We start from the raw sequence: 22,738 nt of genomic DNA, 5'->3' as shown, positions 1-22,738 counted from the left end.
CCGGTGGTCTCAACGGGGCGGGCAGTATAAGAGCGGCTAACAAAATGTAGCGAGCGGCTGTCAGGCAGGTGCGCGCGGCGCGCAGGAACCGCAGTGTACGAGTGGTACATGAGGATTCCGAGCACTGCACGCACCTGTATGGCAGACGCGCAGTAGTTTTGTTTGTCGCTCTAAAGCGTCTCGCCCGCCGTGATTCCGGCCGCTATAGTGGCGTCCTCATCCAACCGGAGGTTGTCTATGTCGATGCGTACCCGCGCGGTGTGTGGCGTCCTCGCCGCCGCCCTGTTCACCCAGCTGACCGCTTGCGGCTCGCTGTTCTATCCCGAGCGCCGCGGCCAGATCACCGGCAGTGGCCGGATCGATCCGGGCATCGTCGCCCTCGATGCCATCGGCCTGCTGTTCTACATCATTCCCGGCCTGATCGCCTTTGGCGTGGACTTCGCCACCGGCGCCATCTACCTGCCCGACAACAAGCGCGCCGAGGTCGATCCGAGCGAGCTGAACAAGGCGGTGAACCCGGACGGCAGCGTTGATCGCGCGCGCCTCAAGGCCATCATCCAGCAGGCCACCGGCCACAACCTGCCGCTGGACGATCCACGCCTGCTGCAGCGCAGCGGCAGCAACGAGCAGCTCGCCAGCCTGGGTCTCGCGCCGCGCGCCTGATGAGCGACCCGCACCGCACCGAGCGGCTCCTGCGTCGCGCCACCGCCGCCTCGGTGGCGGTGGCGACGACGCTGATCCTGGCCAAGGCCGTGGCCTGGTGGTTCAGCGGCTCGGTCAGTCTGCTCGCCGGCCTGACCGATTCGCTGCTCGATGGCCTGGCCTCGGTGTTCAACCTGCTGGCGGTGCACTACGCCCTCAAGCCCGCGGACGACGACCACCGCTACGGTCATGGCAAGGCCGAATCCCTGGCCGGCATCGCCCAGGCGGTGTTCATCGGCGTCAGCGCCGTACTCATCGCCTGGCAGGCCATCGGTCGCCTGCAGCAGCCCGAGCCCCTCGGCGCCCATGCCCTGGGTATCGTCGTCACCCTGTTTTCCCTGGTCCTGACCGCCGTGCTGGTGGCCTACCAGCAACACGTCATCCGTCTCACCGATTCCACGGTGGTCCGCGCCGACGCTCTGCACTATCGCTCCGACCTGCTGCTCAACGTCGGCATCCTGATCGCCCTGGCGCTGACCGGCTTCGGCTGGTACTGGCTGGATCCGCTGTTCGGCCTGGCTATCGCCCTCTACATCCTCTGGAGCGCCTATGGCATCGCTCGTGACTCCTTCGGCGTGCTGATGGACCAGGAACTGCCCGCCGACATCAGCGAGCACATGCTGCAGCTGGCCTGCCAGGTACCCGGTGTGATCGGTGCCCATGACCTGCGTACCCGTCTCTCCGGCAATCACTGGTTCGTGCAACTGCACCTGGAGCTGCCGGGGCAGATGAGCCTGTCCCGCGCTCATGTGCTGTGCGACGAAGTGGAAGCGGCCATCCGCGCCGAGTACCCCCAGGCCGAGGTGCTGGTCCACGCCGATCCGCTGGATGCGCCCGACGTGCCCCATCGTCATCCGCTGCCGCCCGCCACCTGAGCGGAACCCGGCACCGTTGCGCTCCCTCGAATCTGCATAGCCTGATTTGAGAGCGTCCCAGACGGCGCCGGAGCCCACCATGAAAACCCTGTACCCGGTCGCGCGCCTCGCCGACCTGCGCGAAGACCGTGGCACCGCGGTCAAGATCGAAGACATCGAAATCCTGCTACTGCGCGTCGGCGACCAGGTGCGGGCCTTCCAGGCCCACTGTCCCCATGCCGGCGCCCCGCTGGCCGAGGGCGCCGTCTGCCAGGGGCGGCTGGTCTGTCCCTGGCACAAGGCGAGCTTTGCCGTCGACGATGGCAGCCTGTGCGAACCGCCGGCGCTGGACGCCCTGCAGCGCTATCCGGTGGAGGTGCGCGATGGTGAGGTGCTGGTCGGTACCGAGCCACTGCCCTCACAAGCGGCCGAAACCCAAAGTGACGAGCGCCTGCTCGTCGTCGTTGGCGCCGGCGCCGCAGGCACGGCCGCCGCCGCTGCCCTGCGTGAGTTCGGCTTTGGCGGTCGCCTCTTGCTGGTCGGCCAGGAACCGGGCGAGCCCTATGATCGGACCGCCCTGTCCAAATTCGTCCTCCAGGGCGACAAGGCCCCCGACGAAGCGCCGCCGCTGCGCGAGGCCGACTTCTTCCGCCAGCAGCGCATCGAACGCCTGCACGCCGAGGTGATCCGCCTGGATCCCCAGACCCGCCAGCTGGAACTCGCCAACGGACAGACCCTGACCTACGACGGCTGTGTGCTCGCCACCGGTGGTGAACCCAGGCCGCTTGACGTTCCCGGCGCCGACCTCAAGGGCATCCAACTGTTGCGGACCCGCGCTGACGCGGCCGCCATCCTGGCCGACTTGCCCGCCGAGGGCCGCGCGGTGATCGTCGGTGCCAGCTTCATCGGCCTGGAAGCCACCTCCGCCTTGCGCAAGCAGGGCCTGGCGGTGGACGTGGTCTCCCCCGCCTCCCTACCCTTCGTCAAGCAGATGGGCGAGACCCTGGGCCAGCACTTCAAGACCCTGCACGAGGCCAATGGCGTCATCTTCCACGCGCCCAGCGAGGTGATCGGCTTCGAAGGCGAGGGTCAGGTCCGCCAGGTCAGGCTCAAGGACGGTACCCGCCTACCCGCCGACCTAGTACTGGTGGGTACCGGTATCGCCCCGGCGACTGCCTTCCTCGTCAACCTGCCCCTGGCCGACGACGGCAGCGTCCCGGTCGACGGCCAGCTCAGGGCCGCCGAGGGTCTCTACGCCGTCGGCGATCTGGCCACCTTCCCTTATGCCGGTCAGCCGACCCGGATCGAGCACTGGCGCCTGGCTCAGCAGCACGGCCGCCTGGCAGCACGTAATCTGCTCGGCGAGGCCGAGGCCTATGCCGACGTCCCCTTCTTCTGGACCCTGCACCACGGCAAGCGTTACGAATACCTCGGCCACCCCCGCCAGTGGGATGACATGCACCTCGACGGCAGCCTGGGTGATCAGACCTTCGTCGCCCTGTTGCTGGCCGAGGATCTGGTAGTGGGTGTAGTCGCCTGCCAACGAGAGCGTGCTACCGCCATCCTGTCCCAGCGTCTGCGCCAGCCGCTGGGACGCGCCGAGGCCCTGGACATCGTCCAGGCCGACTGAGGAGCTGCCATGGCCAATCCCTATCGCATCGGCCTGATCGCCGACACCCATGGCCTGCTTCGGCCGCAGGCCCTGGAGGCGCTCGCCGGCAGCGATTTCATCCTGCACGCCGGCGACATCGGCAAACCGGAGATTCTCGATGCGCTCCGCGGGCTGGCGCCCCTGGCCGTGGTCCGGGGCAACAATGACGATGTGCCCTGGGCCGATGACATCCCCGAGCGCGTCACCCTGACCCTGGCCGGGGTCGACGTCCATATGCTGCACATCCTGCCGGAGCTCGACCTGGAGACCGCCGGCGCCGCAGTGCGCGTGGTGGTCAGCGGGCACTCGCACAAGCCGCTGATCGAAACGCGTGATGGCGTACTCTACGTCAACCCCGGCAGCGCCGGCCCACGGCGCTTTCGGTTGCCAATCAGCGTCGGCCGCCTGACCCTGGACGCCGGCCAGATCCAGGCCGAGATCCTGGAACTCACTCCCTGAAGGAACCCCGATGAGCATCGACTACCACTCCTACGAACCCGCCCAGGGCCATGGCCTGCCCCACGATCCCTTCAACGCCATCATCGCGCCCCGTCCCATCGGCTGGATCTCCTCCCATAGCGAAACCGGCGTTCTCAACCTGGCGCCCTACAGCTTCTTCAACGCCTTCAACTACAAGCCGCCGCTGATCGGCTTTTCCAGCCAGGGCTACAAGGACAGCGTGGCCAATATCGAGCGCACCGGTGAATTCGTCTGGAATCTGGCCACCCGCGAACTGGCCGAGGAGATGAACGCCAGCAGCGCCATGGTCGGGCCGGAGGTGGACGAATTCGCCCTGGCGGGCCTCGAGCCCGCACCCTCCACCCTCGTCAAGGTGCCACGGGTCGCCCGGGCCCAGGTGGCCTTCGAATGCAAGCTGAGCCAGATCGTGCGTCTCAAGACCGCCGCTGGTGAGGACCTGGACCAGTGGCTGGTGCTGGGCGAGGTGGTGGCGGCCCATATCGACAGGCGCCTGCTCAAGGACGGCATCTACCAGACGGCGGCCGCTCGTCCCATCGTACGGGGCGGCGGCCCGGCCGACTATTTCGAGATCACCGAGGCCGCGCTGTTCCGCATGCGCCGCCCGGACTGACCGGCTTGCTCCGGAATGCAAAACGGCGCCCTTGGGCGCCGTTGTTGTTTTCGCGAGGACTAACCCGCCGCGCTGACGCGGAAATTCAGGCGCGGGAAATGCACCTGGATGGCCCCCAGCTGCTCATCGTGGCGACGGATCACCAGGGCTTCGCTATCGGCATGGACCAGCTCACCCACCACGGGATCCACGCCATAGTCGGTCGCCGCCACGCTTACCCGCTCGCCCCAGGCAAAGCCCTCCACGGCCAGCGCCTGGTCACGCGGCAAGGCCACCGGCTCCGCCGTCCTGGCGATCTCCAGCGCCTCGGCGGCACTGAGATCCTCGTGGGTACCGTGGCCGAAACCCAGCACCCGAGCGAACCAGGCGGCGATCTCGGGGCGCTCGTCGATCAGGGGCGCCAGCTGCGGCGTGCTCTTGAGGAACCAGAAGTTGTGGGCCAGGGCGATGTCGGCCACCGAGGGCGCGCCGAAGAGGAATTCACCGGAGGCACGCTGAAGTTGGGTCTCCAACCGGGTCAGCAGGGTCGGCAACTGCTGCCGGGCCTGCTCGGGGCTGAGGCGGTTCAGGCTGCCGCCGCTGAACAGCGCCTTGCGGTCATCCAGGAAGGCCTGGGCCTGCTCCGGCGGCAGGCTGGCCAGGCGCGGCCCCATGATCTCTGGCTGGAACATCAGCGCCACGGCGTGCTGGAACAACACCGAGTCCGCCCAGCCGGCAAAGGCGGCCACGACCGCCTCCTGGCCTTCCGGGAACAGCGCCGGCACGGCCTTTTCCGCCTCCAGGCGGCGAGCGATCAGGGCCGTGTCGCGATAGACGTCCGCGCCCACCTGCAGCACCGGCGTCTTGCGATAGCCACCGGTGAGGGCCACCAACTCGGGCTTGGGCAGCATCCGCGGAATGATCACCGAACGCCAGGCCAGCCCCTTGAAGCCCAGCAGCAGGCGCGCCTTCTCGGCGAAGGGCGATTGCCAGTAGTGATGCAGAATCAGCTCGGACATGACAGCACTCCTGAATCAGCCGCGGACAGAGTACCGGACAGGGCCAGCACCAGGGATTCCTTGGCTCGTTTGGGTAGCTTCTTGATCTGGATTTCGCGGCGCAGGGCGGCCGACTTGTCGCCGCAGGCTTCCACATAGACCAGCGCCTGGGCCGGGCTGGAGGCGAAGAAGCGGGCACCGCGGCCACTGCGGTGCTGGGCAAAACGGCGCTCGGGATCATCGCTGATGCCGCAATAGAGTGCCTGATTCTCGGCACGCACCAGGTAGACATACCAGGTGCGCGCGGGTGGCAGGGGGTTGTCGCTCACCGTCAGGCGAACCACTCCCGGGCGGTACGCCAGACGCACACGCCAACGAAGTAGATGCCGCTGGCGAACCAGAGCACCATCAGCCACAGCGGCTTGTCGGGATGCACGAACACCATCATGGCGCTGCTGAGCAGCCAGATGGAGGTCACGGTGATGTTCACCGCCATCAGCTGGCGCACACGGAAGGGATGCAGGAACTTGACCCGGGTCAGGGTCAGGGCGGCCAGTACCAGCACCACTGCCATGCTGAACCAGGGCGCCAGGTCCAGCACGTAGAAATACAGCGCCACCACGTTCCAGGCCGCGGGAAAGCCGACGAAGTAGTTGTCGGCGCTCTTCATGTTCACATTGCAGAAACAGAACAGCGACGACAATAGGATGATGCCCACCGCCACCAGCTCGAAGTGCGGCGGCAAGGGAACGAAGCGATAGATGAAGATGGCCGGAATGAACACGTAGGTCAGGTAGTCGACCACCAGGTCCAGCGCCGAACCGTCGAAGTGGGGCAGTACCCGCTTGACCTCGAACTTGCGCGCCAGGGTGCCGTCGAGCCCGTCGACGAGCAGGGCGATGCCGAGCCACATCAGGCAACCCTTGGGTTGACCGTCGACCAGAGCGAGCAGCGCCAGAAGCGCGAGGATCACACCACTGGAGGTCACCGCATGGGCGCCCCAGGCCTTGGCTTTTGTCAGCATGAGCGGATGGGAAATGGAGTTCACGGGCGTCTCTCTATGATGACGGCTTCGACTGCCCGGCGCACCGCTCGTTCTAGCGATGCGCTGCGAAATCGACAATGAAGCCGGTGAACGGCAAGGCGGACCTTGACCGCCGACCCCGGAAACCGGGCGCCAAACATCGAGGATACCGCGCCTTGAGGTCCTTTGCCCGCCTTCCCGCCGAACGCCCGTGATTGGGTTCGCAGGACGACCGGGGCGGATGGGTGTCCACCCCGGTCGCGTCTCAGTGCAGAATCTGCCCGAGGAACAGGCGCGTACGCTCATTCTGCGGGTTGTCGAAGAACTGGTCCGGAGCGGCCTGTTCGACGATTTCGCCCTTGTCCATGAAGATCACCCGGTTGGCCACGGTGCGGGCGAAGCCCATCTCGTGGGTCACGCAGAGCATGGTCATGCCGTCCTGGGCCAGACCGATCATGGTGTCCAGCACCTCCTTCACCATCTCCGGGTCGAGCGCCGAGGTCGGCTCATCGAACAGCATGATACGCGGCTGCATGCACAGCGCCCGGGCGATGGCCACGCGCTGCTGCTGGCCACCGGACAGCTGGCCCGGAAACTTGTGGGCCTGCTCGGGAATGCGCACCCGCTGCAGGTAGTGCATGGCGATCTCTTCGGCCTGCTTCTTCGGCAGCTTGCGCACCCACATGGGCGCCAGGGTGCAGTTCTGCAGCACGGTCAGGTGCGGGAAGAGGTTGAAGTGCTGGAACACCATGCCGACTTCGCTGCGAATGGTCTCGATCTGCTTGAGATCGTTGGTCAGCTCGGTGCCGTCGACGATGATCTGGCCCTTCTGGTGCTCTTCCAGGCGATTGATGCAGCGGATGGTGGTGGACTTGCCCGAGCCGGACGGTCCGCACAGCACGATGCGCTCGCCCTGGGTCACGGTCAGGTTGATGTCCTTGAGCACGTGGAACTGGCCGTACCACTTGTTCACGTCCTTGAGCTGGATCATGACCTTGCTGCTGTCGACCGGCTGCTTGTTGCTTACGTTCATCTATTGACTCCTAACGCTTGTGGCCGGTGTTCAGCTTGCGCTCCAGACGGGCGGAGTAGCTGGACATGGCGAAACAGAAAATCCAGAAGACCAGGGCGGCGAACACATAGCCTTCGGTGGACAGACCAGGCCAGGCCGGGTCGGAGGTGGCGCGCTTGATGCTGTTGAGCAGGTCGAACAGGCCGATGATGACCACCAGGCTCGAATCCTTGAACAGCGCGATGAAGGTGTTGACGATGCCCGGGATCACCAGCTTGAGCGCCTGCGGCAGGATCACCAGACCGGTGGTCCGCCAGTAGCCCAGGCCCATGGCCGCGGCGGCTTCGTACTGGCCCTTGGGAATGGCCTGCATGCCACCCCGCACCACCTCGGCGATATAGGCCGCCTCGAAGATGATCACCATGACGATGGCGCGCAACAGCTTGTCGAGGTTCATGCCATCGGGCAGGAACAGCGGCAGCATCACCGACGACAGGAACAGCACCGTGATCAGGGGGATACCCCGCCAGAACTCGATCATGGTCACGCAGATGACCTTGATCGCCGGCAGCTTGGAGCGCCGTCCCAGGGCCAGCAGGATGCCCAGCGGCAAGGCGCCGACGATGCCCACGGCGGCGATCACCACGGTCAGCATCAGGCCACCCCATTCGGTGGTGGGCACCACGCGCAGACCGAAACCGCCATACAGCAGCCAGAAGGCCACCAACGGATAGATCACCAGCAGGGCCAAGCCGTAGCGAGCCTTGTGCTTGAAGCTGTCGAGGAACAGCGGGATGGCGCCGATCACGGCGATCACCACGGTCAGATCCACACGCCAGCGCTGATCGCCGGGGTAGAAGCCGTACATGAACTGCCCGAAGCGCTCCTTGATGAACACCCAGCAGGCGCCGCCCGGGGCGCAATCGGCACGGGTGCTGCCGCTCCAAGTGGCATTGATGAAGGCCCAGTTCACCACCGGCGGCACGATCAGCCAGACGATGTAGAGACCGAACAGCGTCAGCAGGGTATTGCCGATGCTGGAAAACAGATTGCCCCGAATCCAGGCCAGGGCACCGACGCTGGAAGGCGGCGGCGGCAGGTCCGGTTTGAAGGTATGGGTCTGGTTACTCATACGCGCTCCTTAACGCTCGATCAGCGCGATGCGCTTGTTGTACCAGTTCATCAGGATGCTGATGCTGATGCTGATGGCCAGGTAGACGCTCATGGTGATGGCCATGGTCTCGATGGCCTGGCCGGTCTGGTTCAGGACGGTGCCGGCGAACAGCGCCACCATCTCCGGATAGCCCACCGCGGCGCCCAGCGAGGAGTTCTTCATCAGGTTCAGATACTGGTTGGTCAGCGGTGGGATGATCACCCGCAAGGCCTGGGGAATGATCACCAGCCGCAGGGTCAGGCCCGGACGCAGCCCCAGGGAACTGGCCGCCTCGGTCTGACCGTGGCTGACCGCCTGGATACCGCCGCGCACCGTCTCGCCGATGAAGGCCGCGGTATAGACCGACAGGGCCAATGCCAGGGAGACCAGCTCGGGAATGATCACCCAGCCGCCGCGCAGGTTGAAGCCCTGCAATTCCGGCACTTCCCAGTGCAACGGCCTGCCGAAGACCAGGGCCGCCAGCAGCGGGATCCCGATCAGCAGCGCCAGCACGGTCCACAGCACCGGAAAGCGCTGGCCGGTGGCATGCCGCCGTTTGCGCGCCCAGCGCACCACCACCACGCTGGCGACGATGGCGATCAGCAGCGCGATCAGACCGGGCAAAAAGCCGGCATCGGCGATCGGCGCCGGCATGTACAGGCCGCGGTTGTTGACGAAGAAGGCATCGCCCAGGGTCAGGCTCTGGCGCGGACCCGGCAGGGGCGCGAGCACGGCGAAATAGACGAAGAAGATCAGCAGCAGCGGCGGAATGTTGCGGAAGGTCTCGATATAGACCGTGGCGACCTTGCGCAGCAGCCAGTTGTTTGACAACCGCGCCACACCCACGCTGAAGCCGATGATGGTCGCCAGGAAGATGCCGATGACCGACACCAGCAGGGTGTTGAGCAGACCGACCAGGAAGACGCGCCCGTAGGTATCGCCTTCGCTGTACGGAATCAGGTGCTGGGGAATGCCGAAGCCGGCGGTGTTGTTGAGAAAGCCGAAGCCGGAGGTGATGCCCCGGTTGGCGAGGTTGGTCTGGGTGTTGTCGAACAGGAACCAGCCGAAGGCCACCACGGCGACCACGGCCACGATCTGGAACAGCCAGGAGCGTACCTGCGGGTCGGTGAGCAGCGACCCACGGACCGGTGCGGACGGTTTGCTAACGTTTTGCATCTACTTGGAGCCTCATTAAATTCTCGCCCCACAGCGCGGGCAGCGCTGCAGGGCGAGAATCTGCACATCCGGAAGGTGTTCGGCGACTAAGGCGCCGAGATCAACGGACCGGCGGGGCGTACTGCAGACCGCCTGCATTCCACAGGGCGTTGAGGCCACGCTTGATCTTCAGGTCGCTGCCCATGCCGACGTTGCGCTCGAAGACTTCGCCGTAGTTGCCCACCTGCTTGACGATCTTCACCGCCCAGTCCTTCGGCAGCTTCAGATCCTTGCCGAATTCGCCATCGGCGCCGAGCAGACGACGCACGTCAGGGTTCTTGGAGTCCTTGGCCTGGGCTTCGACGTTGGCGGAGGTCAGACCCAGCTCTTCGGCGTTGACCATGGCGAACAGCGACCACTTGACCACGGTCAGCCAGTCTTCGTCGCCACGCCGCACGGCCGGTGCCAGCGGCTCCTTGGAGATCACCTCGGGCAGCACGACGTAGTCGTCGGGCTTGGACAGCTTGTTGCGCTGGGCGTACAGCTGCGACTGGTCGGAGGTCAGGACGTCGCAACGACCGGCTTCCAGCGACTTGGCGCTCTCGTCCGAGGTGCTGTAGGTGATGGGGGTGAACTTCATGCCGTTGGAACGGAAGTAGTCGGCCAGGTTGAGTTCTGTGGTGGTACCGGCCTGGATGCAGACGGTAGCGCCGTCCAGTTCCTTGGCGCTCTTCACACCCAGCTTATTGCTCACCAGGAAGCCCTGGCCGTCATAGTAGGTGACGCCGGCGAAGATCAGACCCATGCCGCCATCGCGGGAGCTGGTCCAGGTGGTGTTGCGCGACAGCACGTCGATCTCGCCGGATTGCAGCGCGGTGAAACGCTCCTTGGCGGTCAGGGGAGTGAAGCGAACCTTGGTGGAGTCACCGAAGACCGCAGCGGCCACGGCGCGGCAGACGTCGACGTCGATGCCCTTGTAGTCACCCTTGGAGTCGGTGAAGGAGAAGCCCGGCAGGCCATCGCTGACGCCGCATTGCACGAAACCTTTGTTCTTCACCGCATCCAGGGTAGCGCCTGCGTGAGCCATGCCGGACAGGCCAAGAGCAGCGGCGGTGGTCAGAATTGCCAGGGTAGACTTCACCATCTTCATCGATAAGCTCCACTTTGTTTATGAATTACGTTCCAGTCGCACGGCAGCACGATGTCTCTCGCCTGATTGCCGTGGAACCCGCCCACCCGATCCCTGGGCGTCCTTCATCAAGGGAAGAAGGAGACGCACTGGAAGGCATGACGAAGCAGTGAGTCAGTGTTACCTGTTAGTGCACTACCTGGCCGCAGCCTAGATGAGGCAATTTGCGGACCAGTGAATGCGACAGAAGCTCACTTGGCTCAAACCCGGCAATCGCGAGACTTCGAGCAAAAAGCCGGACAACTAAATTACGAAAATGCGACACGCATTTTGTGCACCATCTGTTACCACACCCATTTTTAGTGGCACCAAACTGGAGCAAAGCCTTGGAAAATTCGCCTCTTGTGCTGGAATCGCCCAGCGGAACCGCCGATAGCTGCGTCATTTGGTTGCATGGCCTGGGGGCCACCCAGCATGACTTCGAACCCGTTGCCGAATTGTTGCAGCGCACCCTGACCACAACCCGCTTCGTCCTGCCTCAGGCACCGACCCAGGCGGTCACCATCAATGGTGGCTGGGCCATGCCCTCCTGGTACGACATCCTGGCCATGAATCCGGCCCGGGCCATCGACCGCGCTCAGCTGGATGCATCGGCCGCCACGGTGCAGGCGCTGATCGAGACCCAGCAGGACCAGGGCATTCCTGCCGAACGCATCGTGCTGGCCGGCTTCTCCCAGGGGGGCGCCGTGGTTCTGCATACCGCCTACAACACCGCCTGCCCCACCCTGGGTGGCGTCATGGCGCTGTCGACCTATGCGCCCAGCTTCGAAGACGCCCAGGTCAACCGCGGTGGTGCCACCCCGGTGCTGTGCCTGCATGGCGACCAGGATGACGTGGTGCCCCTGGCCCTGGGGCGCGCTGCCTACGAAGCGCTGGTGGCCGCAGGCGTGGAAGCGCTCTGGCACAGCTATCCCATGCGCCACGAGGTCATTCCCGCGGAAATCCAGGATATTCAGGACTGGCTACTGGCACGTCTCGGCGGAAAATAAAGGCCGAATCGCCGAGCCGTTGCGTTTTTGGAAACCGGTCGACAATTTGCGGAATCCGGGCACGAATGGAGGCCCGGACAGGGCCAAGCGAACGAACTTTGAGGTACCCATCCGGTCCAGTAGGGGTGCCTGAAGGTCGTGATGTGCATGGAGCAGCTATGGCCCGAGTTTTCCTTTCAGCCCCCGGGGTGATCCTTTGATGGCTGCCCCCTTGTCGGCCTGGCTGGCCGAAGTACCGGTCGCTTCCCTGAAGGACCTGCGCCTGTTCAAGGGCGTGGAGACCTACCTGCTGGAAGCCCTGATCGCCCGCTCGGCCACCCGTAGCCTGGTCGCCGGTGAGTGCCTGCTCTCGCCCGCCATGATCAACCAGTACATGTACCTTGTCCTGGAAGGTCGCCTGCGGGTCCACCTGGGCTCGCCGGAAAATCCGCCCATCTATCTGCTCGGCCCGGGCGAATGCTCGGGCGAGATCAGCTTCATGGACAGCGAGCGGCCCAGCGCACACGTCATCGCCGAAGCCGACACCCAGGTGCTCTGCCTGCATCGCGACCTGGTGCTGGAGCTGATCGAGCGTTCCTCCAAGGCCATGCACAACCTGCTCGGCATCCTCTGTGAGCGGATGCGCCGTGGCAACCAGCTCATCGTCGACACCGAACGCAACGCCAATGTCGATACGCTGACCGGCCTGTTCAATCGGCGGCGCCTCGAGCAGTTGTTCGAGCGCGAGAGCACCCGTTGCGCCTTCAATCGGCAGCCCCTGAGCCTGCTGATGCTGGATGTCGATCACTTCAAGCGCTACAACGACACCCATGGTCATCTGGCGGGCGACTATGCCCTGTGCCTGGTCGCCAATACCCTGCGCGACCAGTTGAGACCCAAGGACAGCATGGCGCGCTATGGCGGCGAGGAGTTCGTCATCCTGTTGCCGGAAATCAATCGCGACGAGGCGATCGCCATCGCTGAACGGCTGCGCCAGAGCCTGGCGGAGATCAAGGACTTCTATTCGCCCTGCGGCAAGCTGCCGGGCGTCACGGTGTCGATCGGGCTGGCCCAGATGCGCAAGGCCGACTCCCTGGAGGAGTTGGTAGGGCGCGCGGACAAGTCGCTCTATCAGGCCAAGAATGCCGGGCGCAATCGGATCAGCGGCTGAGCGGATTGCGCTTGCGTTCGGCAGGTAGTTGTTGCCGGGCACGTAGGTTGCTTTACACTGCGGTCTCATTCCGCTTTCGATGATCGAGACCCTCCGTGCTCAAGGCACTCAAAAAATTTCTGGGCAAGGATCAAGAGGTCGCTCAGCCGATCCCCTCCCCTGCGCCCCAAGCTACCCCCAGCGCCGCTCCTGAAGCCCCCTCCTCTCCTGCCCTGATCGCGCCCGAGCCCCAGGCCGAGCGTGCGCCGCGCAAACCGCGTACCCCAGGCGAAACCCGCAGCCAGGAATCCCGCCCCCAGGAGCCGCGCGCCCAGGTGGAAAAATCCGCCAAGCCACGTCGCGAACGCAGCCCGCGCAAGCCCAAGCCGATCGACACCTGGAAACTGGAAGACTTCGCGGTCGAGCCCCAGGAAGGCAAGACGCGCTTCCACGACTTCAAGCTGGATCCGCGGCTGATGCACGGCATCCACGACCTGGGCTTTCCCTACTGCACGCCTATCCAGGCGGAAGTACTGGGCTTTACCCTCAAGGGCAAGGACGCCATCGGCCGTGCCCAGACCGGCACGGGCAAGACCGCTGCCTTTCTGATCTCGACGATCACCCAGCTGCTGACCACCCCGCCGCCCAAGGAAAGGTACATGGGTGAGCCGCGGGCACTGATCATCGCGCCGACCCGCGAGCTGGTGGTGCAGATCGCCAACGACGCTCTGGATCTGGCCAAGTACACCGGGCTCAACGTCATGAGCTTTGTCGGCGGCATGGACTTCGACAAGCAGCTCAAGCAGCTCGAAGCATGCTATTGCGACATCCTGGTCGCCACCCCCGGCCGTCTGCTGGACTTCAACCAGCGCGGTGAGGTGCACCTGGACATGGTCGAGGTGATGGTGCTGGACGAGGCCGACCGCATGCTGGACATGGGCTTCATCCCCCAGGTCCGCCAGATCATCCGCCAGACGCCGCCCAAGAGCGAACGCCAGACCCTGCTGTTCTCCGCCACCTTCACCGACGACGTGATGAACCTGGCGCGGCAGTGGACCACCGATCCGGCCATCGTCGAGATCGAGCCGGAAAACGTGGCCAGCGACACCGTCGAGCAGCACGTCTATGCCGTGTCCTCCAGCGACAAGTATCGCCTGCTCTACAACCTGGTCGCCCAGAACAACTGGGAACGGGTGATGGTGTTCGCCAACCGTCGCGACGAGGTGCGCCGCATCGAAGAACGCCTGACCAAGGACGGCATCAGCGCCGCCCAGATGTCCGGCGATGTGCCCCAGCACAAGCGTATCAAGACCCTCGAAGGCTTCCGCGCCGGCAAGATCCGCGTGCTGGTGGCCACCGACGTGGCCGGTCGCGGCATTCACGTCGACGGCATCAGCCACGTGATCAACTTCACCCTGCCGGAAGACCCGGACGACTACGTGCACCGCATCGGTCGTACCGGTCGCGCCGGCGCCAGTGGTACCTCCATCAGCTTCGCCGGTGAGGACGACGCCTTCGCCCTGCCGCCCATCGAAACCCTGCTGGGGCGCAAGATCGGTTGCGAGATGCCACCAGCCGAGTTGCTCAAGCCGGTCCCGCGGCAGCGCTGAGTAGCGCTGCCCCACCACGGCTCCTACGGACCGCGGTAGGTTGGGCTGAGCGCAGCGAAGCCCAACATTGCCTCGAGGGCCACCACTGTTGGGCTTCGACGATGGAACCGTCTCAACCCAACCTACGGTCTATCATGGCCATGACTGCGATAAGCCAGTCGCTCCTACAAGATAGGTCGTAGAGTGGATGATGGCGCAGCCTCATCCACCAACAGCCGGAGCACTACGTGGAAAACGCTGTGCGATTTTCCCCTACGTCGTCCAACGCCCCGCGGCGTCTTGGTCGCTGGCACGCCCATCCACCCAGCGCGGGCCCTCGGATGTGTCCTCCTTCTTCCAGAAGGGTGCGCGGGTCTTGAGATAGTCCATCACGAAATTGCAAGCCTCGAAGGCCGCCTGGCGATGGGCGCTGGCGGTACCGACGAAGACGATGGGCTCGCCCGGCTCCAGGCGACCGATGCGATGCAGGATATCGACGTTAAGCAGCGGCCAGCGCTGATTCGCCTCTTCGACGATGCGCGCCAGGGCCTTCTCGGTCATGCCGGGAAAGTGCTCGAGGAACAACCCACCCACATCTCGACCATCGTTGAAGTCCCGCACATAACCGACGAAACCCACCACGGCACCGATGCCGGTGTTGGCGGCATGCAGGGCATTGAGCTCCTGGCCAGGATCGAAAGCCGCAGCCTGTACACGAATGGCCATGCCTAGCCTCCGGTCACGGTGGGAAAGAAGGCGACCTCGTCGCCATCGCGCAGCGGCTCGGCCAGCCCGCAGAGTTCTTCATTGCGGGCGCACATGAGACCGCGCTCGCCCAGGGTCTCGGTCCAGATTCCACCGCGCTGGACCAGGTGCTCGCGCAGGTCGCCGACGGTGGCCAGATCGGGCTCCCAGGCCAGACTGTCCTCGGCGAGGCCCAGCACCTCGCGATAGCGGGCGAAGAATTGCACGCGGATCATGCCGGCTGCTCCTCGGCGCGGAAGTGGCCACTCTTGCCGCCGTTCTTTTCCAGCAGGCGTAACGCCTCGATGGTCATGCCCCGATCGACCGCCTTGCACATGTCGTAAAGGGTCAGGGCCGCGACACTGGCTGCGGTCAGGGCCTCCATCTCCACCCCGGTCTGCCCGGACAGCTTGCAGGTGGCGGTGATCCGCACCGCATCGGGCGCTTCCGCGGCCAGCTGGACCTTGACGCCGGTCAGCATCAGCGGATGGCAGAGCGGGATGAGATCGGCAGTCTTCTTGGCCGCCTGGATGCCGGCGATACGGGCCACGGCGAAGACATCGCCCTTGGGGTGGCCGCCGCTCTGGATCAGGTCGAGGGTTTCCGGACGCATGCGCACCCGGGCTTCGGCGGTGGCTTCACGGAAGGTCACCTGCTTGTCGGTGACATCGACCATGTTGGCACGGCCTTGGGAATCGAGATGGGTCAGCACGGCATGACTCCTGGAAAGGACCTGCCATTGTAGACCTGCGGCTAGGGATTTGATCCCCGCCCGTGACCAGGCGGGGATCGTGGGCTGTGTCTAAAAAGTGCCTGCGCTCGGTCATGCTGCGTTAAAAATCCGTTCGGAATGCTCATTTACCACTCGTAAACTCCGCTTCCTCACGGATTTTTGCCTTGCCTGACCTTCGCTCGGCTACTTTTCAGACAAGCCCTAGCACTTACAGATGGGACTCTGCGTATTCGGCGAGGATGGACCGGGGTACGCCCTGCAGGGTGATGTGCACTCCGTGGTTGAAGCCCTTGAAGCGCTCGGACAGGTAGGTGAGACCCGAGCTGGTGGCGGAAAGGTAAGGCGTATCGATCTGCGCCAGGTTGCCCAGGCAGATCACCTTGGAGCCGCTACCGGCGCGGGTGATGATGGTCTTCATCTGGTGTGGCGTGAGGTTCTGGCATTCGTCGATGAGGATCAGACTCTGCTGGAAGCTGCGACCGCGGATGTAGTTCAGCGATTTGAACTGCAACGGCACCTTGCTGAGGATGTAGTCCACGCTGCCGTGGGGGTTGTGGTCGTCCATGTGCAGGGCTTCGAGGTTGTCGGTGATGGCGCCCAGCCAGGGCTCCATCTTCTCGGCCTCGGTCCCGGGCAGGAAGCCGATGTCCTCGTCCAGGCCCTGGACGCTACGGGTGGCGATGATCCGCCGGTATCTCTTGGTGACCATGGTCTGCTCGATGGCCGCGGCCAGCGCCAGGATGGTCTTGCCCGAACCCGCCGCACCGGTCAGGTTGACCAGGTGGATATCCGGCTCCAGCAGGGCGAACAGCGCCAGCGCTTGGTAGATGTCCCGCGGCTTCAGTCCCCAGGCTTCCTGGTGCATCAGGGGCTCCTGGTGCATGTCGAGCAGGATCACCTCGCCGTCACGCACCGCCTTGACCCAGCCGACGAAGCCCTGCTCGTCGAGCACGAAGTCATTGACGTTGAACGGCGGCATTTCGGCCGACAGCTGCACCCGGTGCCAGACCCGGCCCAGCTCCTGCCGGCTTTCCACCTTGCTCACGTTGTCCCAGAAGGACCCCGGTAGGTTGTGATAACCCTGGGACAGCAGGGAGACATCATCGAGCAACTGGTCGGTCTGGTAGTCCTCGGCGGCGATGCCGCAACCACGCGCCTTGAGGCGCATGTTGATGTCCTTGGTGACCAGCACCACCCGCTCCTGGGGATGCTGGGTGCGCAATTCGACGAGCTGGTTGATGATGCGGTTGTCGTTGATGTCGTCGGGCAGGCAGGCCATGGGCCCGGCGCGACGTCCCATGAGGATGGACAGCCGCCCCTTGGCCTCGCCCTTGCCGCGGGGGATGGGTACGCCCCGCTCGACGTCCTCGGGCGAGGATTCGGCCAGGACACTGTCGATCAGGCGGATCGCCTGCCGGCATTCGGCGGCAACGTTGTGCTTGCCGGTCTTGAGCTTGTCGAGTTCCTCCAGGACCGTCATGGGGATGGCGACGTGATGCTCCTCGAAATTGAGCAGCGCGTTGGGATCGTGGATCAGTACGTTGGTGTCGAGCACATAGAGGGTGGGCTGGGTGGGGCGGGAACGTCCGTGATCATCCATACTCGGTCACCTCGTAGAAACGCTTGACTCGCAAGCCTGTCGACGGAGCGCCAGAACGACGCTCCGCGGCGAAAGGTGCCGTCGCTCCAGCAACGGGTTCACGGACCGGCCAACATGAGGGCACGGGACCCGAGAGATGCGACGGACACTTTGGTAATAACGCAAAAGACCTGAGGCACAAAAGCTTTTTTTGGCCGCATCCAATTTTTTTCACGGAGCTGTCGATGTTGCCGCCCGACCCAGCAACCTCGCCCCGAGACCGTGGTCAATACCTATCGACTCCATCGGCAAGGCCCACTGGAGCCGAGCGGCGGAGACTTCTAGAATGGCGCCTCGCCCAGAGGAGCCAAGCCGATGCTGATGGTGATTTCCCCCGCCAAGACGCTGGACTACAGCACACCGCCCAGCACGTCCCGCCATACCCTGCCGCAATACCTGGAGCACTCCCGCGAACTGATCGACGGACTTCGCCAGCTCGCCCCGGCAGAGGTCGCCGCGCTCATGGGGGTGTCCGACAAGATCGCCACCCTCAATGTCGCCCGCTTCGGCAGCTGGACCCCGGATTTCACGCCGGAGAATGCCAAGCAGGCGCTGCTGGCGTTCAAGGGTGACGTCTACACCGGGCTCGCCGCCGAGGATTTCCTGGAAGACGACTTCGATTTCGCCCAGCGCCACCTACGCATGCTGTCCGGTCTTTACGGCCTGCTGCGCCCGCTGGACCTGATGCAGCCCTATCGCCTGGAAATGGGCACCAAGTTCGCCAATCCGCGCGGCAAGGATCTCTATGCCTTCTGGGGCGAGCGTATCAGCGACTGGCTCAAGGCGGATCTCGCGGCCCAGGGGGACGACGTCCTGCTGAATCTGGCCTCGAACGAATATTTCAGCGCGGTGCGCCGGGCGCGCCTGCAGGCCCGAGTCGTGGATGTGGAGTTTCGCGATCTCAAGAATGGCGACTACAAGATCATCAGTTTCTACGCCAAGAAGGCGCGCGGCCTGATGGCGCGGCACGTGATCAAGCAGCGCGTCTCCACGGTGGACGAGTTGCGCGAGTTCGGTGACCAGGGCTATCGCTACTCGACCGAGCGCTCCTCGGCCGACACGCTGGTGTTCCTGCGCGATACACCGCCGGATTAGCCGGGCGAATCGACGGATGGCACAATTGCCCGCACACTGGGCCGCCGAACTGGCTAGAGGGTCACATTCGACGCCTGCCATCCGTGAAAGACTGTCATCTCCCTCCAATAAAAAAGGTTTCAGCCCCGTAGCGGAGATGCTTCAGGCAAGAAAAGTTGCCAGACGTCTCAAAATCGCTGCCTTTCCGGAAAAAGGAAAATTCGCTGAGAACCACTTTCGTTTGATTCTGTCTTTGTCTGGTCCTTGCCCTAGGCCATGATGGCCAATGGCAATCAGTCCGCACGTTCAATTTGTACCGGTCGACGCTTCGGCCGGTTGATCTTTTCGAAGCATGGACGCTTCGTCCCGACCTCAGGGACAGCGGCCACAAATCAGCAGACGCTGAAGGAGTAACGCCCATGATTCCCGTCATCCTGTCCGGTGGTAGCGGCTCGCGACTCTGGCCCCTCTCGCGCAAGCTCTACCCCAAGCAGTTCCTGGCCCTGACCAGCGAACAGACCATGTTCCAGGAGACCATCAATCGCCTGGGCTGCGAGGGCAGCATCGATTGCCCCATCATCGTCTGCAACGCCGAACACCGTTACCTGGTGGAAGAGCAGCTCAAGGCCGTCGAGTGCAAGCCGCAGGCGCTGATCATGGAGCCCTTCGGTCGCAACACCGCGCCGGCCGTGGCCATCGCCGCCATGCAACTGGTCGCTGACGGCAAGGACGACCTGATGCTGGTGTTGCCCGCCGATCACGTGATCGAGGACGAAGCCCAGTTCAAGGCCGCCCTGCAACAGGCCGCTGCCGCCGCCGAGCGTGGCGAGATGGTGCTGTTCGGCATTCCGGCCACCGCGCCCGAGACCGGCTACGGCTACATCAAGACCGGTTCCAACGATGGCCTGCCCCAGGGCGTGTCCCACGTCGAGCGCTTCGTCGAGAAGCCCGACGCCGTCACCGCTACCGAATACGTGGCTTCCGGCGACTACTGCTGGAACAGCGGCATCTTCCTGTTCCGCGCCAGCCGTTTCCTGGAAGAGCTGAAGAAGCACGACACCGACATCTATGACACCTGCCTGCTGGCACTGGAGCGCAGCAGCATCGACGGCATCAACATCAGCATCGATGCCGCCACCTTCGCCGTCTGCCCGGACAACTCCATCGACTACGCCGTGATGGAAAAGACCACCCGCGCCTGCGTGGTACCCATGAGCGCCGGCTGGAACGATGTTGGTTCCTGGTCCGCGCTGTGGGACGTCCATGCCAAGGACAGCAACGGCAACGTCCTCAAGGGCGACGTCGTCCTGCATGACAGCCGTAACTGCCTGGTGCACGGCAACGGCAAGCTGGTGACCCTGGTCGGCCTGGACAACGTGGTCGTGGTGGAAACCAAGGACGCCGTCATGATCGCCCACAAGGACAAGGTCCAGGACGTCAAGAAGCTGGTCAACACCCTCGAGAAGCAGAATCGCAACGAGGTCAAGGCGCACCAGGAAGTCTTCCGTCCCTGGGGTTCCTACGACTCCATCGACATGGGCCAGCGCTTCCAGGTCAAGCGCATCACCGTCAAGCCGGGCGCTCAGCTGTCGCTGCAGATGCACCACCACCGTGCCGAACACTGGATCGTGGTCTCCGGTACCGCCGAGGTCACCTGTGACGACAAGGTCTTCCTGCTGACCGAGAACCAGTCCACCTACCTGCCGATGACCTCCGTGCACCGCCTGGCCAACCCCGGCAAGGTACCGCTGGAGCTGATCGAAGTGCAGTCTGGTGGCTACCTGGGCGAAGACGACATCGTCCGCTTCGAAGACATCTACGGCCGCGTCGACACCCAGGCCCTGGAAGTTGCCAAGGCCGGCAAGGCGCCCACGCGCTAAGCACTGCCAACAGGCACCAAACAGACACCGGCTCAGGCCGGTGTCTGTGTTTTCGGCAGCCGCTCGGCAAAACGGGTTAGGCTTGTCGTTTCCCCTTTTCGCCATCGGATCCGCCGCATGACCGCTCCCACCCTGCTCCGCCTCGCTCAACTGGACGAGGCGCTGGCCGCCTACGACGGCTTCATCCTCGACCTCTGGGGCGTGCTGATCGACGGCTACGAGACCTTTCCCGGTGCTCGCGCCTGGCTGGAGCGTCGCGCCGCCGAGGGCAAGCCGGTGTGGTTCCTCAGCAATGCCTCCCGCGATGCAGACGGCATGGTCGAAGAGCTGGGCAAGCTGGGCGTGTCGCGCGACCTCTTCGCCGGCATCACCACCTCGGGCCAGCTGGCCATCGACGCCTTTCAACAAGACCCTAAATTTCGCACTGGTGGCATCTACCTCTCCGGTCCTGGCACCGGCCAGGTCGGCTGGCCCGCGGAAATCCGCGCGCGTTTCGTCGAGGATATTGACCAGGCCGCCATCATCCTCGGCGTCGGCAGCTTTCCGGAAGACGAGCTGGAGACCCGCTTCGCACCCTTGGCGACTGCCCTGGACAAGCCTTTTCTCTGCGCCAACCCGGATCGCAACGTGGTGTCCGGCGGTCTACCCTTCTATGCGGCCGGCAAGCTGGCCGATCGCTTCGCTGCCCTGGGTGGCGAGGTTACCTGGTACGGCAAGCCCGATCCCTATGCCTTCCATCGCGCGGCAGGGGCGCTGGCCGAACGGGGTGCCAGGCACCTGCTGTTCGTCGGCGACTCCCTGGTGACCGATGTGCCCGGTGCAGTGGCGGCAGGTATCGACTGCCTCTGGCTGGCCACCACCGGCATCCACCGCGAGGCGCTCGGGCTGGGCTTCAATCAGGAGCCGACCCGCGAGGGTCTCGAGCCGTTGCTCAGGCAACATCCCGAGCGTCCGCGCTTCGCCGCGGCCGGTCTGGCCTAATCCTTTTCCGTACGCCGAGGTATCGATGAGCAAGAAGCACGTAATGGTCTTCAACCGCCTGCCCGAAGAACTGGTGGAGCGTCTGCGCCAGCACTTCACGGTCGAGGTGATCCCCTTCAGTGCCAACATCGACCTCTTCGCCGCCTCCGCGGCCAAGGCCCAAGGCCTGATCGGCGCCAGTCGCAAGCTCGGCGAGCAGGAACTGGAGATGGCCACCACCCTGGAAGCCATCGCCAGCGTTTCGGTCGGCTACGACAGCTATGACGTGGACTACCTGACCGGGCGCGGCATCCTGCTCACCAACACCCCTGACGTATTGACCAACACCACCGCCGACCTGGGCTTCACCCTGCTGATGAGCGCCGCCCGGCGGGTGCCGGAGCTGGACGCCTTCGTCAAGGCCGGCCTCTGGCGCAAGGGCATCGGCGAAGAGCATTTCGGCACCGACATCCATGGCCGTACCCTGGGCATCGTCGGGGCCGGTCGCATCGGCGCCGCCATCGCCAAGCGTGGCCACTTCGGCTTCGACATGCCGATCCTCTATACCGCCAACAGCGCCAAGCCCGAGCTGGAAGAGCAGATGGGTGCCCAGCGCCTCGAGCTGGACGAGCTGCTCAGGGAAGCCGACTTCGTCTGCCTGGTGGTGCCCCTGTCGGCGGCCACCGAAGGACTCATAGGGGCACGCGAGTTGGGCCTGATGAAGTCCAGCGCCATCCTGATCAACCTGGCGCGCGGCCCGGTCATCGACGAGGCGGCACTGATCGAGGCGCTGTGCAGTGGCCAGATCCGTGGTGCGGGCCTGGACGTCTATACCCGCGAACCGCTGGAGGCCTCGCCGCTGTTCGAGCTGCCCAATGTGGTGACCCTGCCGCACATCGGCTCGGCCACCCACGAGACCCGCTACGCCATGGCGGAGCGCGCGGTGGACAATCTGATCGCGGCCCTCGAAGGCAAGCAGCCGACCGATCTGGTCAATCCGGCGGCCCTGGACCGCCGCTAGGCGCTGATCGCCCACCGTCGACCCAGGTGGCGTGCCGTCCGGCCGCTTAAAGGCTATACTGCCGCGCCGCTCTCGGGTCGGCCGCCCGGCCGGGTGGGCCTCTCTCAGTGTGTCCAGGCCACCCCTCCGATCGGGCTCCTTCGCGGCCCGGTCCGTGCGACCCGAATTGCGCG

General features: G+C 64.6%; 23 protein-coding genes and 1 other RNA gene. 12 read left to right on the top strand and 12 right to left on the bottom strand.

The features are described from left to right. Positions 1–34 precede the first annotated feature (34 nt). A non-coding RNA gene (locus LRS53_RS19350) (sX9 sRNA) lies at positions 35–110 on the bottom strand. A 127-nt stretch (positions 111–237) separates the two neighbouring features. Here LRS53_RS19350 and LRS53_RS19345 point away from each other — a divergent pair. The 5 genes from LRS53_RS19345 to LRS53_RS19325 all read left to right on the top strand — a co-directional run bounded on the left by LRS53_RS19345 (position 238) and on the right by LRS53_RS19325 (position 4,297). After that, complete coding sequence (locus LRS53_RS19345; protein WP_017639149.1) at positions 238–663, top strand: hypothetical protein; 426 nt, start codon at positions 238–240, stop codon at positions 661–663. Beyond that, the gene (locus tag LRS53_RS19340) at positions 663–1,577 is read left to right on the top strand and encodes a cation diffusion facilitator family transporter (RefSeq protein ID WP_184292183.1); all 915 of its coding nucleotides are present in this window, start codon (positions 663–665) and stop codon (positions 1,575–1,577) included. Before LRS53_RS19345 ends, LRS53_RS19340 begins: the two co-directional genes overlap by 1 nt. A gap of 79 nt (positions 1,578–1,656) precedes the next feature. Next, entirely contained in the window at positions 1,657–3,186 is a 1,530-nt protein-coding gene (locus LRS53_RS19335) for an apoptosis inducing factor family protein (RefSeq protein WP_231356989.1), read from the top strand. 9 nt (positions 3,187–3,195) lie between these two features. Then, positions 3,196–3,666: a metallophosphoesterase family protein gene (locus tag LRS53_RS19330; RefSeq protein ID WP_231356988.1), complete on the top strand. Its 471-nt coding sequence runs from the start codon at positions 3,196–3,198 to the stop codon at positions 3,664–3,666. Positions 3,667–3,676: 10 nt separating this feature from the next. Continuing rightward, positions 3,677–4,297 (top strand): flavin reductase family protein, encoded by a 621-nt coding sequence (locus LRS53_RS19325; RefSeq protein ID WP_231356987.1) that lies wholly within the window; start codon positions 3,677–3,679, stop codon positions 4,295–4,297. Between the two features lie 59 nt (positions 4,298–4,356). Here the strand turns inward: LRS53_RS19325 and LRS53_RS19320 are convergent, their stop codons facing one another. The 7 genes from LRS53_RS19320 to LRS53_RS19290 all read right to left on the bottom strand — a co-directional run bounded on the left by LRS53_RS19320 (position 4,357) and on the right by LRS53_RS19290 (position 10,768). Continuing rightward, positions 4,357–5,295, bottom strand: a complete 939-nt coding sequence (locus tag LRS53_RS19320) for a glutathione S-transferase family protein (RefSeq protein WP_231356986.1) — start codon at positions 5,293–5,295, stop codon at positions 4,357–4,359. After that, entirely contained in the window at positions 5,283–5,603 is a 321-nt protein-coding gene (locus LRS53_RS19315; RefSeq protein ID WP_231356985.1) for a GIY-YIG nuclease family protein, read from the bottom strand. The genes LRS53_RS19320 and LRS53_RS19315 overlap by 13 nt, the downstream gene beginning before the upstream one ends. A gap of 2 nt (positions 5,604–5,605) precedes the next feature. After that, positions 5,606–6,298, bottom strand: a complete 693-nt coding sequence (pcsA, locus tag LRS53_RS19310) for a phosphatidylcholine synthase (protein WP_085982652.1) — start codon at positions 6,296–6,298, stop codon at positions 5,606–5,608. Between the two features lie 265 nt (positions 6,299–6,563). Then, on the bottom strand, positions 6,564–7,331 hold the full coding sequence (locus LRS53_RS19305) for an amino acid ABC transporter ATP-binding protein (RefSeq protein ID WP_017639134.1): 768 nt from the start codon (positions 7,329–7,331) through the stop codon (positions 6,564–6,566). Positions 7,332–7,341: 10 nt separating this feature from the next. Continuing rightward, positions 7,342–8,442: an amino acid ABC transporter permease gene (locus LRS53_RS19300; RefSeq protein WP_017639133.1), complete on the bottom strand. Its 1,101-nt coding sequence runs from the start codon at positions 8,440–8,442 to the stop codon at positions 7,342–7,344. A gap of 9 nt (positions 8,443–8,451) precedes the next feature. Beyond that, on the bottom strand, positions 8,452–9,639 hold the full coding sequence (locus LRS53_RS19295) for an amino acid ABC transporter permease (RefSeq protein WP_017639132.1): 1,188 nt from the start codon (positions 9,637–9,639) through the stop codon (positions 8,452–8,454). A 100-nt stretch (positions 9,640–9,739) separates the two neighbouring features. After that, a complete protein-coding gene (locus tag LRS53_RS19290) occupies positions 9,740–10,768 on the bottom strand; it encodes an amino acid ABC transporter substrate-binding protein (protein ID WP_017639131.1) in 1,029 nt (342 codons plus the stop codon). Between the two features lie 383 nt (positions 10,769–11,151). Between LRS53_RS19290 and LRS53_RS19285 the strand changes: the two genes are divergently transcribed. The 3 genes from LRS53_RS19285 to rhlB all read left to right on the top strand — a co-directional run bounded on the left by LRS53_RS19285 (position 11,152) and on the right by rhlB (position 14,535). Continuing rightward, on the top strand, positions 11,152–11,796 hold the full coding sequence (locus tag LRS53_RS19285; RefSeq protein ID WP_231357089.1) for an alpha/beta hydrolase: 645 nt from the start codon (positions 11,152–11,154) through the stop codon (positions 11,794–11,796). A 199-nt stretch (positions 11,797–11,995) separates the two neighbouring features. Beyond that, positions 11,996–12,946, top strand: coding sequence for a GGDEF domain-containing protein (locus LRS53_RS19280; protein WP_231356984.1), 951 nt, complete (start codon positions 11,996–11,998; stop codon positions 12,944–12,946). Between the two features lie 95 nt (positions 12,947–13,041). Further along, positions 13,042–14,535 (top strand): ATP-dependent RNA helicase RhlB, encoded by a 1,494-nt coding sequence (gene rhlB, locus LRS53_RS19275; RefSeq protein ID WP_231356983.1) that lies wholly within the window; start codon positions 13,042–13,044, stop codon positions 14,533–14,535. A 252-nt stretch (positions 14,536–14,787) separates the two neighbouring features. Here the strand turns inward: rhlB and moaE are convergent, their stop codons facing one another. The 4 genes from moaE to LRS53_RS19255 all read right to left on the bottom strand — a co-directional run bounded on the left by moaE (position 14,788) and on the right by LRS53_RS19255 (position 17,591). After that, complete coding sequence (gene moaE / locus LRS53_RS19270; RefSeq protein ID WP_231356982.1) at positions 14,788–15,240, bottom strand: molybdopterin synthase catalytic subunit MoaE; 453 nt, start codon at positions 15,238–15,240, stop codon at positions 14,788–14,790. Between the two features lie 2 nt (positions 15,241–15,242). Further along, positions 15,243–15,494, bottom strand: coding sequence for a MoaD/ThiS family protein (locus tag LRS53_RS19265; protein ID WP_017639126.1), 252 nt, complete (start codon positions 15,492–15,494; stop codon positions 15,243–15,245). After that, positions 15,491–15,970, bottom strand: a complete 480-nt coding sequence (gene moaC / locus LRS53_RS19260) for a cyclic pyranopterin monophosphate synthase MoaC (protein ID WP_231356981.1) — start codon at positions 15,968–15,970, stop codon at positions 15,491–15,493. The genes LRS53_RS19265 and moaC overlap by 4 nt, the downstream gene beginning before the upstream one ends. Positions 15,971–16,199: 229 nt before the next feature. Beyond that, complete coding sequence (locus LRS53_RS19255; RefSeq protein ID WP_017639124.1) at positions 16,200–17,591, bottom strand: PhoH family protein; 1,392 nt, start codon at positions 17,589–17,591, stop codon at positions 16,200–16,202. A 354-nt stretch (positions 17,592–17,945) separates the two neighbouring features. On the opposite strand from LRS53_RS19255, the gene yaaA reads away from it, so the two are divergent. The 4 genes from yaaA to LRS53_RS19235 all read left to right on the top strand — a co-directional run bounded on the left by yaaA (position 17,946) and on the right by LRS53_RS19235 (position 22,565). Next, positions 17,946–18,725, top strand: a complete 780-nt coding sequence (gene yaaA, locus LRS53_RS19250) for a peroxide stress protein YaaA (protein ID WP_231356980.1) — start codon at positions 17,946–17,948, stop codon at positions 18,723–18,725. Between the two features lie 398 nt (positions 18,726–19,123). After that, positions 19,124–20,584 carry a mannose-1-phosphate guanylyltransferase/mannose-6-phosphate isomerase gene (locus LRS53_RS19245; RefSeq protein ID WP_231356979.1) on the top strand — a complete coding sequence of 487 codons (1,461 nt, stop codon included), beginning with the start codon at positions 19,124–19,126 and terminating at the stop codon, positions 20,582–20,584. Positions 20,585–20,701: 117 nt separating this feature from the next. After that, a complete protein-coding gene (locus LRS53_RS19240) occupies positions 20,702–21,565 on the top strand; it encodes a TIGR01459 family HAD-type hydrolase (RefSeq protein ID WP_231356978.1) in 864 nt (287 codons plus the stop codon). A gap of 25 nt (positions 21,566–21,590) precedes the next feature. Further along, positions 21,591–22,565 carry a 2-hydroxyacid dehydrogenase gene (locus LRS53_RS19235; RefSeq protein ID WP_231356977.1) on the top strand — a complete coding sequence of 325 codons (975 nt, stop codon included), beginning with the start codon at positions 21,591–21,593 and terminating at the stop codon, positions 22,563–22,565. Positions 22,566–22,738 lie beyond the last annotated feature (173 nt).

Origin of the sequence: Pseudomonas sp. PLB05 (assembly GCF_021106615.1) — a bacterium.
Lineage (GTDB): Bacteria > Pseudomonadota > Gammaproteobacteria > Pseudomonadales > Pseudomonadaceae > Chryseomonas > Chryseomonas benzopyrenica.
This window is presented reverse-complemented; position numbering and strand designations above follow the sequence as displayed.